This window comes from Pseudomonas sp. WS 5079 (genome assembly GCF_012985465.1).
Lineage (GTDB): Bacteria > Pseudomonadota > Gammaproteobacteria > Pseudomonadales > Pseudomonadaceae > Aquipseudomonas.
The window spans coordinates 444,944-459,186 of sequence record NZ_JAAQWN010000001.1; the positions used below are offsets into that span (position 1 = coordinate 444,944).

10 protein-coding genes are annotated in these 14,243 nt (G+C 60.8%); 9 read left to right on the top strand and 1 reads right to left on the bottom strand.

The features are described from left to right. Positions 1–142: 142 nt before the first annotated feature. From HBO05_RS01925 to HBO05_RS01935, 3 genes are all read left to right on the top strand, one after another. Positions 143–1,435: a glycosyltransferase gene (locus HBO05_RS01925; protein WP_172311456.1), complete on the top strand. Its 1,293-nt coding sequence runs from the start codon at positions 143–145 to the stop codon at positions 1,433–1,435. A 72-nt stretch (positions 1,436–1,507) separates the two neighbouring features. Then, complete coding sequence (locus HBO05_RS01930; protein WP_169951808.1) at positions 1,508–2,413, top strand: AraC family transcriptional regulator; 906 nt, start codon at positions 1,508–1,510, stop codon at positions 2,411–2,413. A gap of 100 nt (positions 2,414–2,513) precedes the next feature. Continuing rightward, a complete protein-coding gene (locus HBO05_RS01935) occupies positions 2,514–6,281 on the top strand; it encodes a hypothetical protein (protein ID WP_172311458.1) in 3,768 nt (1,255 codons plus the stop codon). Positions 6,282–6,352: 71 nt separating this feature from the next. On the opposite strand, the gene HBO05_RS01940 is transcribed toward HBO05_RS01935, so the two are convergent. Continuing rightward, entirely contained in the window at positions 6,353–6,625 is a 273-nt protein-coding gene (locus tag HBO05_RS01940; RefSeq protein ID WP_170041362.1) for a chitin-binding domain-containing protein, read from the bottom strand. Positions 6,626–6,876: 251 nt separating this feature from the next. Here HBO05_RS01940 and HBO05_RS01945 point away from each other — a divergent pair, with 251 nt between their 5' ends. From HBO05_RS01945 to xylB, 6 genes are all read left to right on the top strand, one after another. After that, the gene (locus HBO05_RS01945; RefSeq protein WP_172311460.1) at positions 6,877–8,187 is read left to right on the top strand and encodes a sugar ABC transporter substrate-binding protein; all 1,311 of its coding nucleotides are present in this window, start codon (positions 6,877–6,879) and stop codon (positions 8,185–8,187) included. A 162-nt stretch (positions 8,188–8,349) separates the two neighbouring features. Further along, entirely contained in the window at positions 8,350–9,237 is an 888-nt protein-coding gene (locus tag HBO05_RS01950) for a sugar ABC transporter permease (RefSeq protein ID WP_051903031.1), read from the top strand. Positions 9,238–9,247: 10 nt separating this feature from the next. Further along, on the top strand, positions 9,248–10,078 hold the full coding sequence (locus HBO05_RS01955; RefSeq protein ID WP_170041361.1) for a carbohydrate ABC transporter permease: 831 nt from the start codon (positions 9,248–9,250) through the stop codon (positions 10,076–10,078). A 27-nt stretch (positions 10,079–10,105) separates the two neighbouring features. Then, positions 10,106–11,209, top strand: a complete 1,104-nt coding sequence (gene ugpC / locus HBO05_RS01960) for a sn-glycerol-3-phosphate ABC transporter ATP-binding protein UgpC (RefSeq protein WP_169951818.1) — start codon at positions 10,106–10,108, stop codon at positions 11,207–11,209. A 17-nt stretch (positions 11,210–11,226) separates the two neighbouring features. Further along, on the top strand, positions 11,227–12,699 hold the full coding sequence (locus HBO05_RS01965) for a mannitol dehydrogenase family protein (RefSeq protein ID WP_170041360.1): 1,473 nt from the start codon (positions 11,227–11,229) through the stop codon (positions 12,697–12,699). Positions 12,700–12,750: 51 nt separating this feature from the next. Beyond that, positions 12,751–14,232 (top strand): xylulokinase, encoded by a 1,482-nt coding sequence (gene xylB, locus HBO05_RS01970; RefSeq protein ID WP_172311462.1) that lies wholly within the window; start codon positions 12,751–12,753, stop codon positions 14,230–14,232. Positions 14,233–14,243 lie beyond the last annotated feature (11 nt).

A 14,243-nucleotide genomic window follows, 5' to 3' on the forward strand; every position in this document is an offset into this window, starting at 1 on the left:
GATGAAACGAATTCGAGAGGCAGAAGTTAACCACAAAGTTCGATTTACACCTATGGCCGTCACAAATTGTCATGACAGCGCCTGGGCCGACGGCTGTGGTTTAATTGCGCCGCTTTTGCCCTGCCCTTGAAGGAGTTCGTCGTTGAAGAATCAGCCTGCCACCCAAGTCCTGGTCATCGGTTACGTCTGGCCGGAGCCCCGCTCCTCGGCAGCTGGCGGACATATGATGCAGATTTTGCAGAGCTTTCTTTCGCAAGGCTGGGAAGTAACCTTCAGCAGCCCAGCCGCTATCGGTGAACACAAGGCCGACCTCGCGGCACTGGGTATTCGCGAATGCGCTATCGAGCTCAATAACCGCAGTTTCGACGACTTTATCCGTGAACTGGCCCCGGATATCGTGCTGTTCGATCGTTTCATGATGGAGGAGCAGTTCGGCTGGCGCGTAGAGAAGCATTGCCCGCAGGCCTTGCGCGTGCTGGAGACTTCGGATTTGCAGAGCCTGCGCGATGCCCGCCAGCAGCGCCTCAAGGACTACCTCAAGCATCAGCCGGATGCTGACGATTTCAGCCCGCTATTCGCCCAGGTTCTGGACGAAGAGTTCCAGAGGATGGCCGACACCGACCTGGCCAAGCGCGAGATCGCCGCGATCTACCGCTGCGATATCAGCCTGATGATTTCCGACGTCGAGATCCAACTGCTCACCGAGCACTTCAAGGTGCCGGCCGCCCTGCTCCACTGGTGCCCGTTGATGATCGAGGCGCCCAGCCAGGCGTTTATTCCTTATGAAGACCGCGCGCACTTCCTGAGTATCGGCAACTTTCGCCACGCACCCAACTGGGATGCCGTGCTCTGGATGAAAAACAGCCTCTGGCCGTTGATTCGCCAGCAGCTCCCCGGCGCCCAACTGCATATCTATGGGGCCTACACGCCGCCCAAGGCCACTGCGCTGCATAACCCGGCGCAAGGCTTCCATGTGATGAACTGGGCCGAGGACGCGCTGCAAGTGATGTCGGCGGCGCGCATCTGCCTGGCCCCGCTGCGCTTCGGCGCCGGGATCAAGGGCAAACTGGCCGATGCCATGCTCTGCGGCACCCCCAGTATCACCACTCCCATCGGCGCCGAAGGCATGGGCGACGGGCAACCCTGGCCGGGGATGATCGCCCAGAGCGCCTCGGCCTTGGCCGCTGCTGCCGTGGCCCTGTACGCAAATCGGCAAGCCTGGACCGAGGCCCAGGCACATGGCGAGCAACTGCTGGCCCGTCGCTATGCCCCGCACAACCACGGCCCGGCCTTGGTCGAGCGCCTGCAACACTGCCTGGGCGAGCTGGCGCAACATCGGCGCGACAACTTTACCGGCAGCATGCTGCGCCACCATCTGCACAAAAGTACCCAATACATGGCGCAGTGGATCGAGGCAAAAAACCGCCCCGTTTAAACAGCGGCGCTGGCGAGGTGACGTGCAACGGGGCATTATCGGCTGCGCAACCACAATAAAAGCGACGCCAGCATGAGCCGAGCAACGCGCATCACCGACCCTTCCTACGAGTTGATGGACGACCACAACGGCCTGTCCATCATCTATCGCCAGCATGGTTTCCCCTGCCCCCTGGTGCGCTGGCACTTTCATAAGGAGTATGAGCTGCACTTGATTGTCGCCAGTTCCGGCAAGGTGTTTATCGGCGACTATATCGGCAACTTCTACCCGCAAAGCCTGTTCCTCACCGGTCCAAACCTGCCCCACAACTGGATCAGCCAGGTGGAGGAAGGCGAAGTGATCACCAAGCGCGACATGCTGGTGAATTTCACCGATCAGTTGCTGGAGGACGGCAGCCAGGTCTTCACCGAGTTCAAGAGCCTGGCGCCCTTGCTGGAGCGCGCGCAGTACGGCATCGAATTTCGCTGCAAGAACACCATCGCCCAGGCCATGACCCTGATGCAACGCATCGAGGATGCCCAGGGCATGGCGCGGCTGGGGCACTTCTTTGTATTGCTGGAAGCACTCTGTGCCTGTGAGGACTACCTGGTGCTGTCAGGAGGGACTACAGCGCAGTTGGCCGATGAACACAGCATCGACCGGACCAACCGCGCGGTGGACTACATCTTTGCCCACTACGCCCGCGAACTGTCCCTGGAAGAAGTCGCGCAGTACCTGGGGATGAAACCCACCTACTTCTCCCGGGTGTTCAAACAGGCCACCGGGCGCACCTTCGTCGAGTTCGTCAACCGCCTGCGCATCAGCAAATCCTGCGAGTTGCTGGCCGTGGGCGACAAGGCCGTGACCGATGTGTGCTTTGAGTCGGGGTTCAACAACATCTCCAATTTCAACCGGCGCTTCCAGCAGCTCAAAGGCATGACGCCCTCACACTACCGGCGCTTGGCAGTGCAGCGCCTGACGGAACAGAACCTGGCCTGACAGCGACCACTCGTCGCCACTGTCAATTTTGACAGTTATATGCAGCAGCACCTTGGGTGTGTGATGTCCGTGGCCAGTTACCTCTGCACACGGAGCACCCATGATGAAGAACACCGAGTCATCCAACCCGAGCACTTTGCCCTGCCTCCCGGACCCAAGCGTTATCGACGACCTGGACCCGCCTGACGTCAGCGATGCGGTGCGCACGCTGCCAGACGCGGTGCTCGGCCTGGGGATACGCCACACCGAGCCGTGGCTGACCGTGCATTTCCCGCGCTGGACCCAATTGACTGTCGGCGATAGGTTGAACTTCTTCATGGGCAGCAACCGCTTTGCCCTTGTGTCGACGGAAATCCGCGATGAGGATCTGGACAAGACGTCGGTGGCGTTGGTGATTCTCCCGCCATTGGTGCCACTGGGTTATACCTACCCGTGTTTTTACGAGGTCATCCGCAGGGGCAGCGGCACCACCAGCAGCTCGCCCTACGAAACCTGGTATGTCAAGCGCACTCGCCCCGGCGGGGTCAGTAAAGATCCCGGGCTGGCGTATCACACGGAACTGGTGATACACCTGCCACCCGACCTGGAAGGCGGCGTGATAGACCCCCATCGCGCCGCCGAAGGGGTGGAAATGACGATCGACCCTTACCCCAACCTGACCGAAGGCGACACCGTCGAGGTGTATTGGAACGGTTACCCCATTTCCTTGAGGCTTGATGCCGAGCATGTCGCCGGCATCAAGCCGATCACCGTATTGGTCCCGGAATCAATCATCCTGCTGGGCGGCAGTGGGGTAGTGACTATTCGCTTCCGGGCCTACGACAAGGTGTTCAACTTCTCCGGGGAAACCCAGCAATGGTCGAAGGCGGTCACGGTCGACAGCGACCTGGACCCTTACCTGCTCGACGCTCCGCATTTTGTAGTGGACGGGGACTCCGTTATCGACGTCAACCTCGACATCCACAACGACTTCGATATCGAAATGGTGGTACCGCGGCGCCTGCCCAATGGCACCTCGACCCCAGCAGGCGCGTTGATCGTAGTGACGTTGCGAGGCGCCGATGCCGATGGCCTGCCGTTCGAAAGGACCCTGCCCGCGTTTCCAGCACGCATCGGCCTGTCGTCGTCCGTCGCCGTGGACCCCCAATACCTGCAGGCGGTGCTCAACGGCCACCTGCAAATCGAGTACAAGCTGACCACGGCCACGGGCGTGTTCCTCGCCTCCTCCCGACGCCTGAATATCACGGTGTTCGGCACCAGGAGCTCGATGCCGCCGATGATCATCGAGCAAAACGAGGGCGGCAACATTGTCCCGGACCATCCTTTTATCAAGGCGATTTTCCCGCGTTATACCCCATACGACCGCAACTACAGCGTGACCCTGCGCATGGAAGCCGTGCGCCCAGGCGGCGGCCTGGTGGTCTACGAAGAAACCCTGTTGGCCGGCGCCGAGCCGCCTCCGGAGCGTTTTCGCATTGTGCTCAAGGAAAATTTCGATCGCTTCGTCGGGCTGGGCACCGTACGGGTGTACTACCTGGTCGACACCGGCACCCTGGGCATCCTGAACCCCAGCATTCAGACAGTGCGCATGTCAGAGGTGCTGGAAGTCACCTTTGGCCCCCGCTATGCCGATCTGCCATCGCCCCTGATGCAATATGTCGATGAGTTCAACAACCTGGACCCGGCGCGCATCAAAGGTGGTCAGTTGCAGGTAACCCTACCCTACACGCGCACCGCCAATGGCGACATTCTGCGCTGGACATTGTTGGGCGCGACCAGCAACGGCACTGCCGGCGATGAGATACGCCTCAACAATGCAACAGCGGGCAAGCCGGTGGTATTCACCCTGGAAGAGGCGTTGATCCGTGCCAGCGAAAATGGCGAGCTGCGCCTGAGCTATTCGCTGGTGCCTGCAAGCGGTGGCGCCACGCTCTACTCGGACGTGTTAGTGGTCACGGTGGGTGCGGCCCTGGACCTGTTGCGCCCAGAGGTATTGCAAGCCCAGCGCTACCCCGACCAACTGTTGCCGGAGGCGGCGCTGAACGGTGCCACCATCACTGTCACCTACCCGCAAATGCTGCCTAGCCACCGTATCCAGGCCTGCTGGAGCGGTATCCCGCAATTGGGCACCTATTGCGAAACCAAGGATGGCAACACCTCCAGGACCCTGCATTTCGAGGTGCCGGCAGAGGTCATCGGGGCCAACCTCAGCGAATACGGGCGTTACATTCAGGTGCAGTACTTTGTATTGCTGGGTGCCCACCAAAAACCTTCGCCGGTATTGAGCCTGAATCTGTTGGCGCCGGTACTGCCCCTGCCCTATATCGAAGGCCATACCAGCAGCGTGCTGAATCTCAGCAACCTGGTCGGCTCCGAGCGCGCCATGGTTGATCGCTGGAACTTTATCAACCGCAATCAACGCATGTGGTTTGAACTGCGCGGCACCTCTGCCAATGACACGCCCTTTGTTGCCGTGCTCTACGACGGTGACCTGGTGACCTACAACGGCGAACAGATCGGGATCCGCCCCCAGGCGCCGGTGGCGCAATTGCGCCAGCTCAAGGACGGCTCACAACTTGTGATGCGCTTTGGGGTGACGTTTGACCAATCGACCGAACAGGCCAATGCACTGTGGTTCCCGGAACGCCGTTACACCGTGCAGGCCATTCCCGCCGAATTTCCAGTGCCCCGAGTGCTCGAGGCCACGGGTTCGGGAGCCGCGGTAACCCTGACACCGCTCAATGCGCAAAACGGGGCGACGGTAGAGGTGGCCTACAGCCCGATGTACACCACCGACAGCCTCACCCTGGAGGTACTGGGTGCCAGCGGGCCAGGGTCGGTGCAACTGGGGCCGAAAAATGGCGAAGCCGATGGCACGGTGACTTTCAGCCTGCCGGCCGCGTTGATTGCCGCCAATCTGGACAATCGCGACAGCGTGTTCACCGTGCAGTATTCCGTCTTGCGCAACGGCGTGCGCCGTTCGTCAACGGTGTTGAGCGTGACCCTCAAAGCCATTCCGGTGACTGAGCTGAAAAAAACCGTGCTGCGGATCGACGAGGCCGTCAGCGGTGTACTGGATGTGGGCGAACTGGCCGGCAACGCCACGGCAACCGTAGGTACCTGGCCACTTATTGCCAGGGACCAGCCCGTCTGGCTGCGCTTGCTCGGCAACCGGCCCAACGGTGCGGCCCACAACCTGACCCTGTTGGACGGTTCCTACGGCGACCGGGTGACCTCTGGCTGGTTGAGCCTTGGGTATCACCAGCAAACCATCCTCAATAGCTACCTGTCGGACCTGGGCAACAACAGCCAACTGACCCTGCAATTTAAGGTGGCGTTCAACAACAGCACCGAAGAGTCGCGGGCAATTGAGTTCCCGCCGGTCATTTACACCATCCGCAGCAGGATGATCACCGACGAGACGACCTTTACCGGCTCCTTCCTCAATGGTTGGCTCAGCCAGTGGCCCAATACCGGGATCCGCCGCGAGGCAAACGGCAATTACTACCTGCAAGCCGCCCCCTACCCCGGCAGTGGTGTGAGGATTTACAAAACCTTCACCCCCGCCGCAGTGGGCTACTATCGGGTAAGTTTGCGCTTCAGGATCAGCAAGTTCGCGGATATCGGCGGGCCGACCAGTGTGTTTATTCATATAGGCAACTTGACCAAGAACGTGGCGATACCCAGCATCAATACGTGGTTGTATGCCGATGTGTATATGGGATATTTGCCAGGCCAGCCATTTGAGGCGTCAATTGCCATAACGAATCCGTCAACCGAGGGTATCTACGATTTTGACGACATCATCATCCAGCAGCGGCCTTATCCAAGTCAAATAACCCTGGAGCAGGAAGACGGGGTCGACTGATCTACTACTCACCCCCTGAAAACACAAGGCCCCCAGTGAAAACACTGGGGGCCTTGTGGGTTTACACGGGCTCACTCACATTGTCTGGTCGCTTCGTTGAACTCTTTGCCGGCCGGGCAAGTGTAGCGATAAAGCGTATATTTCTTAGTGCTTGAATTATACACGCAGCGGTAATACCCACCGGCGATTTCGACACTTTTGAAATAACCCTCACGCACGCATTCATCAAAATTACCGGAAGAAGGTGACTGCCCTGTGCATGCACTGACAAACAGTGCGACGACCATGCCAAGAGCAACTTTGTAGAGCCAGTTAATGTCGGGTCTTACGGTGGAATAGTTCATGAACATATCCTCGGTTGGTTGTGCACAACAATTAACCCTTGATTCCTTTAGATCGTCTACTGTCAAAAGTAACAGGTCGCCCATGGCACCTATCAACCAGTGCAAAAAAGTATCAGTGCAAGTGTGTCCAAGGATTTGTCACCGGGCCTGCACAAGGCTGTAATCAATGCACACTCTTCCTGCTGCCCTGGAAGACACAACAACAATAACTGTCCTTCTGCAGCCCTCTGGGCGCAGATACGGAGTGCGCGATGAAGTTCCCAGCAAAAGCCCTGCTTGCCTGTACCTGCATGACCCTCAGCGCCGTGAGCCTTGGTGCACAAACCCTGACCATTGCCACCGTCAACAACAGCGACATGATCCGCATGCAAAAGCTCTCGAAAACCTTCGAGGCCGAGCATCCGGACATCAAGTTGAACTGGGTGGTGCTCGAAGAAAACGTGCTGCGCCAACGCCTGACCACCGACATCGCCACCCAGGGCGGGCAGTTCGATGTGCTGACCATCGGCATGTACGAAGCTGCACTCTGGGGCGCCAAGGGCTGGCTGGAGCCGATGAAGGACCTGCCGGCGTCCTACGACCTGGACGATGTGTTCCCATCAGTGCGCGACGGCCTGTCCGTCAAGGGCACGCTGTACGCCCTGCCGTTCTATGCCGAAAGCTCCATTACCTACTACCGCAGCGACCTGTTCAAGGCCGCCGGGCTGAGCATGCCGGAGCATCCGACCTGGGTGCAGATTGGCCAGTTTGCCGAAAAACTCACCGACAAGAGCAAGGAGCAATACGGCCTGTGCCTGCGCGGCAAGGCCGGTTGGGGGGAGAACATGGCGCTGATCAGCACCCTGGCCAATGGCTATGGCGCGCGCTGGTTCGATGAGAAATGGCAACCCGAATTCAATGGCCCTGAGTGGAAGGATGCGCTGAATTTCTACGTCGACAACATGAAGAAGTCCGGCCCACCGGGCGCTTCCAGCAACGGTTTCAATGAAAACCTGGCGCTGTTCAACAGCGGCAAGTGCGCGATCTGGGTGGACGCCAGCGTCGCCGGTTCGTTTGTCACCGACAAGACCCAGAGCAAGGTCGCCGAGCATGTCGGCTTCACCTTTGCCCCGCAACAGGTCACCGACAAGGGCACTTCGTGGCTGTATTCCTGGTCGCTGGCGATCCCCACCAGTTCCAAGGCCAAGGACGCGGCCAAGGTCTTCAGTGCCTGGGCGACGTCCAAGGAGTACGGCGCGCTGGTGGCCAAGACCGATGGCATCGCCAACGTACCGCCAGGCACCCGCGCCTCGACCTACAGCGAGCAATACATGCAGGCCGCGCCCTTTGCCAAGATGACGCTGGAGTCGTTGAAAGTCGCAGACCCGACCAAACCGACCCTCAAGCCCGTGCCCTATGTCGGCATCCAGTTGGTGACCATTCCCGAGTTCCAGGCCATTGGCACCCAGGTGGGCAAGTTCTTCGCCGGCGCCCTGACCGGCCAGCAGACAGTCGACCAGGCCCTGGCTGCCGCGCAAACCACCACCGAGCGGGAAATGAAGCGTGCCGGCTACCCCAAATAGCCCAGGCTCACCCTCGTAAATGTAGGAGCTGGCTTGCCTGCGATAGCGGTCGATCAGTTAACTGATTTATCCACTGACAGGCCGCCATCGCAGGCAAGCCAGCTCCTACATTGACCGCACTCCAAGGCTGATTCTGTTTGCCTCCAATGGGTTCTGATTGTCATGAATACGTCTAAAAGCCGCCTGCTCAACCCCGGCTGGTTCCTCGTCAGCCCCTCGGTGGCCCTGTTGCTGCTGTGGATGATCGTGCCGCTGGGCATGACCCTGTATTTTTCGCTGATCCGCTACAACCTGCTCTACCCCGGCGAAAACCAATTCGTGGGCCTGGAGAACTTCACCTACTTCGTCACCGATTCCGGCTTTTTGCCCGGTGCCACCAACACCCTGTTGCTGGTCGGCAGCGTGCTGCTGATCAGTGTGGTGCTGGGGGTGTTGATCAGTGCCTTGCTGGAGGCCAGCGAGTTTTTCGGCCGGGGGCTGGTGCGGGTGTTGTTGATCTCGCCGTTCTTCATCATGCCCACGGTCGGTGCGCTGATCTGGAAGAACCTGATTTTCCACCCGGTGTCCGGCGTACTGGCGGCGGTGTGGAAGTTGTTTGGCGCGCAGCCGGTGGACTGGCTGGCGCACTACCCGCTGCTGTCGATCATCATCATTGTGTCCTGGCAATGGCTGCCCTTCGCGATCCTGATCCTGATGACCGCCATGCAGTCCCTGGACCAGGAACAGAAAGAAGCCGCGCGCCTGGACGGTGCCGGCCCGATTGCGATCTTCTGGCACCTGACCCTACCGCACCTGGCCCGGCCCATTGCCGTGGTGGTGATGATCGAGACCATCTTCCTGCTCTCGGTATTCGCTGAAATCTTCACCACCACCAACGGCGGCCCCGGCTACGCCTCGACCAACCTCGCCTACCTGATCTACAACCAGGCGCTGGTGCAGTTCGACGTGGGCATGGCCTCGGCCGGCGGCTTGATTGCCGTGGTCATTGCCAATATCGCGGCGATCATCCTGGTGCGGATGCTCGGCAAAAACCTGACTGACAAGCCTTGAGGGCCGCGCCATGACGCTTCAACAATCCCGCCGCCTGCAAAGCCTGTTGCTCGGCACCCTGGCCTGGGCCATCGCGATCGTGATTTTCTTCCCGATCTTCTGGATGGTGCTCACCAGTTTCAAGACCGAAATCGACGCGTTTGCCACGCCGCCGCAGTTCATTTTCACGCCCACCCTGGAGAACTACCTGCACATCAATGAGCGCAGCAATTACCTAAGCTTCGCCTGGAACTCCGTGGTGATTTCCTTCAGCGCCACCGCCTTGTGCCTGCTGATTGCAGTGCCGGCGGCCTACTCCATGGCGTTCTACGAAACCCAGCGCACCAAGGGCACGTTGCTGTGGATGCTGTCGACCAAGATGCTGCCACCGGTGGGCGTGCTGATGCCCATTTACCTGCTGGCCAAGAGCATGGGCCTTTTGGATACGCGCATCGCGCTGATCATCATCTACACCCTGATCAACCTGCCGATTGTGGTGTGGATGGTTTACACCTACTTCAAGGACATCCCCAAGGACATCCTCGAAGCCGCGCGCCTGGATGGCGCCACCTTGTTGCAGGAAATGCTGCGGGTGCTGCTGCCCATCGCCAAGGGCGGCCTGGCGTCCACCGTGTTGCTGTCGCTGATCCTGTGCTGGAACGAGGCGTTCTGGTCGCTGAACCTGACCTCCTCGAATGCCGCACCGTTGACCGCGCTGATCGCCTCCTACTCCAGCCCCGAAGGTTTGTTCTGGGCCAAATTATCTGCCGTCTCGACCCTGGCCTGCGCGCCGATCCTGATCTTCGGCTGGATCAGCCAGAAGCAACTGGTGCGCGGCTTGTCCTTTGGCGCAGTGAAATAACGACCCCTTATAAAAAGGAGGCCCATCATGGCCAACCTGAAAATCACCAATCTGCAAAAAGGCTTCGAAGGTTTCTCCATCATCAAGGGCATCGACCTGCAAGTGAACGACAAGGAGTTCGTGGTATTCGTCGGGCCGTCGGGCTGTGGCAAGTCGACCCTGCTGCGCCTGATTGCCGGCCTTGAGGAAGTGACTGAGGGCACCATCGAACTGGATGGCCGCGATATCACCGAAGTGACCCCGGCCAAGCGCGACCTGGCGATGGTGTTCCAGACCTACGCCCTGTACCCGCATATGAGCGTGCGCAAGAACATGTCGTTTGCCCTGGACCTGGCCGGCGTCGACAAAACAATCGTCGACAGTAAAGTCAGTGAAGCGGCACGCATCCTGGAGCTGGGCCCGCTGCTGGAGCGCAAGCCCAAGCAGCTGTCTGGCGGCCAGCGCCAGCGCGTGGCCATTGGCCGGGCGATTGTGCGTAACCCGAAAATCTTCCTGTTCGACGAGCCGCTGTCCAACCTCGACGCCGCCCTGCGCGTGCAAATGCGCCTGGAACTGGCGCGCCTGCATAAAGAACTGCAAGCCACCATGATTTACGTGACCCACGACCAGGTCGAAGCCATGACCCTGGCCGACAAGGTGGTGGTACTCAACAGCGGGCGCATCGAACAGGTCGGCTCGCCGCTGGAGCTGTATCACCAGCCGGCCAACCTGTTTGTCGCAGGCTTTCTGGGTACGCCGAAAATGGGCTTTCTCAAGGGCCAGGTCACCCGGATCGAGGGCCAGGGCTGCGACGTGCAACTGGACGCCGGCACCCTGATCAGCCTGCCCTTGAGCAGCGCCAGCTTGCGCGTGGGCAGTGCGGTGACCCTGGGCATCCGCCCCGAGCACCTGGAACTGGCCGCGCCGGGCGATACCACCCTGACCGTCACCGCCGACGTGGGCGAACGCCTGGGCAGCGACACGTTCTGCCATGTGCTCACCACCAGCGGCGAGCCGCTGACCATGCGGATCCGTGGCGACATGGCCAGCCAGTATGGCGAGACCCTGCAACTGCACCTGGACCCGGCGCACTGCCATCTGTTTGACACCGACGGTGTGGCCGTGGCCCGCCCACTGCGCGCTGCCGCCTGATTTCGCGAGATTTTCTGATGAAACTCAATAAGCAAAACCTCACGCAGCTGTCGCCCGAAGTGCGCCTGCCCGCCTACACCATCGCCGATACGCGCCAGGGCATCGCCCATATCGGCGTCGGCGGTTTCCACCGTGCGCACCAGGCGTACTACACCGACGCCCTGATGAACACCGGCGACGGCCTGGACTGGAGCATCTGCGGCATCGGCCTGCGGGCCGAAGACCGCAAGGCGCGCGATGACCTGGCCGGCCAGGATTATCTGTTTACCCTCTACGAATTGGGCGATACCGACGACACCGAAGTACGAGTGATCGGTGCCATCAGCGACATGCTGCTGGCACAGGACGGCGCCCAGGCCTTGATCGACAAGCTGGCCAGCCCTGCAATCCGCATCGTCTCGCTGACCATCACCGAGGGCGGCTACTGCATCGACGATAGCAACGGTGAGTTCATGGCCCACCTGCCGCAGATCCAGCATGACCTGGCCCACCCCGACGCACCCCAAACCGTGTTCGGTTTTATCTGCGCGGCCCTGACCCAGCGCCGGGCGGCGGGCGTGCCTGCCTTTACCGTGATGTCCTGCGATAACCTGCCGCACAACGGCGCCGTGACTCGCAAGGCGCTGCTGGCGTTCGCCGCATTGCGCGATGCCGAGCTGCATGACTGGATCAAGGACCATGTGAGTTTCCCCAACGCCATGGTCGACCGCATCACACCGATGACCAGCACCGCGCACCGTTTGCAACTGCATGATGAACACGGCATCGACGATGCCTGGCCGGTGGTGTGCGAACCCTTTGTGCAATGGGTGCTGGAAGACAAGTTCGTCAACGGCCGCCCGGCCTGGGAACAGGTGGGTGTGCAATTCACCGACGACGTCACGCCGTATGAAGAAATGAAGATCGGCCTGCTCAACGGCAGCCACCTGGCCCTGACTTACCTGGGGTTTCTCAAGGGCTACCGGTTTGTCCACGAGACCATGAACGACCCGCTGTTTGTCGCGTATATGCGCGCCTATATGGACCTGGACGTGACCCCCAACCTGGCGCCGGTGCCGGGCATTGACCTGGGCGAGTACAAGCAGACCCTGGTGGACCGCTTCTCCAACCAGGCGATTGCCGACCAGTTGGAGCGGGTGTGTTCCGATGGCTCCTCGAAGTTTCCCAAGTTCACCGTGCCAACCATCAACCGCCTGATTGCCGAGGGCCGCGACACCGAGCGGGCGGCACTGGTGGTGGCAGCCTGGGCTTTGTACCTGCAAGGCGTCGACGAGAACGGCGTGCGCTACCGCATCCCCGACCCCCGCGCCGACTTCTGCCGGGCGCTGGTGGCGGATGACGCCTCGATCAGCCAGCGCTTGTTGGGTGTGGAAGAGATTTTTGGCACGGCGATTCCCAATTCGCCTGAGTTTGTGGCAGCGTTCGAGCGGTGTTTTGTCAGTTTGCGCGATAACGGTGTCACAAAGACCTTGAAACGACTTACCGACTGAAGAACCCCACATTGCTCGGGTTTTCACCCTGTTTTCTGCTGAGTAACCACCATGCCCCGCCAATCTCTGTTTCTTGGTATCGACTGCGGCACCCAAGGCACCAAGGCCATCGTCCTCGACGCCGCCAGCGGCCGGGTGCTGGGCCTGGGCGCCGCGACCCACAGCCTGATCAGCGGCGCCAATGGCCGGCGCGAGCAAGACACCACGCAATGGCTGGACGCCTTTACCCAAGCCACCCACCGCGCCTTGCAGCAAGCCTGTGTGGACGGCCAGGACATTCTCGGCATCGGCGTGTCCGGCCAGCAACATGGCCTGGTGCTGCTCGATGAGCAGGGCCAGGTGCTGCGCCCGGCCAAGCTGTGGTGCGACACCGAGACCAGCGCCGAAAACCTGCGATTGTTGCACTACCTGGGCGGTGAAAGCGGCTCCCTGGAGCGCCTCGGGGTGGCGATTGCGCCGGGCTACACCGTGTCCAAGCTGTTATGGACCCTGGAGCAACACCCGGATGTGTTCGCACGCGTCGCCCATATCCTGTTGCCCCACGACTACCTCAATTATTGGCTCACCGGCCGAGCCTGCGCCGAGTATGGCGACGCCTCGGGCACCGGCTATTTCAATGTCCGCACCCGGCAATGGGACCTGCCATTGCTGCGGCATATCGACCCCAGCGGGCGCCTGGAAGCGGCGCTGCCAACCCTGATAGAAGCCAATCAGGCGCTGGGCACTGTGCTGCCGGCCATCGCCAAGCGCCTGGGGATCAACCCCGGGGCCATTGTGTCCAGTGGCGGCGGCGACAATATGATGGGGGCGATCGGCACCGGCAATATCAAGCCTGGAGTGTTTACCATGAGCCTCGGTTCGTCGGGCACCCTGTATGCGTTTGCCGATCAGCCGACTGTCAGCGCCCAGGCCGCGGTGGCGACATTCTGTTCCTCCAGCGGCGGCTGGCTGCCGCTGATCTGCACCATGAACCTGACCAATGCCACCGGGGTCATCCGTGAGCTGTTCGAGCTGGACCTGGTGGCGTTCAACGCCCTGGTGGCCCAGGCGCCGATTGGCGCCGAGGGCGTCTGCATGCTGCCGTTTCTCAATGGCGAGCGCGTACCCGCCCTGCCCCACGCCACCGGCAGCCTGCACGGCCTGACCATGACCAACCTGACCCGTGGCAACCTGTGCCGCGCGGTGGTCGAAGGCACCACCTTTGGCTTGCGCCAAGGCCTGGACCTGTTGCGCCAGACCGGCCTGCAAAGCCACAGTATCCGCCTGATCGGCGGCGGCTCGAAAAGCCCGGTGTGGCGGCAGATGGTCGCCGATATCATGGACACCGAAGTGATCTGTACCGAACAAAGCGAAGCGGCGGCCCTGGGCGCGGCGATCCAGGCCGCGTGGTGCCAGTCCGGCGAAAGCCTGGAGGGGCTGTGCACGCGCTGCGTGAGTGTCGACCCGGCCAGTCGCACCCAGCCCGTCGCCGCCAGCGTCAGGGCGTACCAGCAGGCCTATGAACGCTATCAACAGCATGTGGCAACCCTTTAAGAGCGAATAAC

What these genes read in the sequence shown, in the direction of transcription:
- HBO05_RS01930 (WP_169951808.1), top strand. Translation starts at nt 1,508, where the DNA reads ATGAGCCGAGCAACGCGCATCACCGACCCTTCCTACGAGTTGATGGAC.
- HBO05_RS01965 (WP_170041360.1), top strand. Translation starts at nt 11,227, where the DNA reads ATGAAACTCAATAAGCAAAACCTCACGCAGCTGTCGCCCGAAGTGCGC.
- HBO05_RS01935 (WP_172311458.1), top strand. Translation starts at nt 2,514, where the DNA reads ATGATGAAGAACACCGAGTCATCCAACCCGAGCACTTTGCCCTGCCTC.
- HBO05_RS01940 (WP_170041362.1), bottom strand. Translation starts at nt 6,625, where the DNA reads ATGAACTATTCCACCGTAAGACCCGACATTAACTGGCTCTACAAAGTT.
- xylB (WP_172311462.1), top strand. Translation starts at nt 12,751, where the DNA reads ATGCCCCGCCAATCTCTGTTTCTTGGTATCGACTGCGGCACCCAAGGC.
- HBO05_RS01955 (WP_170041361.1), top strand. Translation starts at nt 9,248, where the DNA reads ATGACGCTTCAACAATCCCGCCGCCTGCAAAGCCTGTTGCTCGGCACC.
- HBO05_RS01945 (WP_172311460.1), top strand. Translation starts at nt 6,877, where the DNA reads ATGAAGTTCCCAGCAAAAGCCCTGCTTGCCTGTACCTGCATGACCCTC.
- ugpC (WP_169951818.1), top strand. Translation starts at nt 10,106, where the DNA reads ATGGCCAACCTGAAAATCACCAATCTGCAAAAAGGCTTCGAAGGTTTC.
- HBO05_RS01950 (WP_051903031.1), top strand. Translation starts at nt 8,350, where the DNA reads ATGAATACGTCTAAAAGCCGCCTGCTCAACCCCGGCTGGTTCCTCGTC.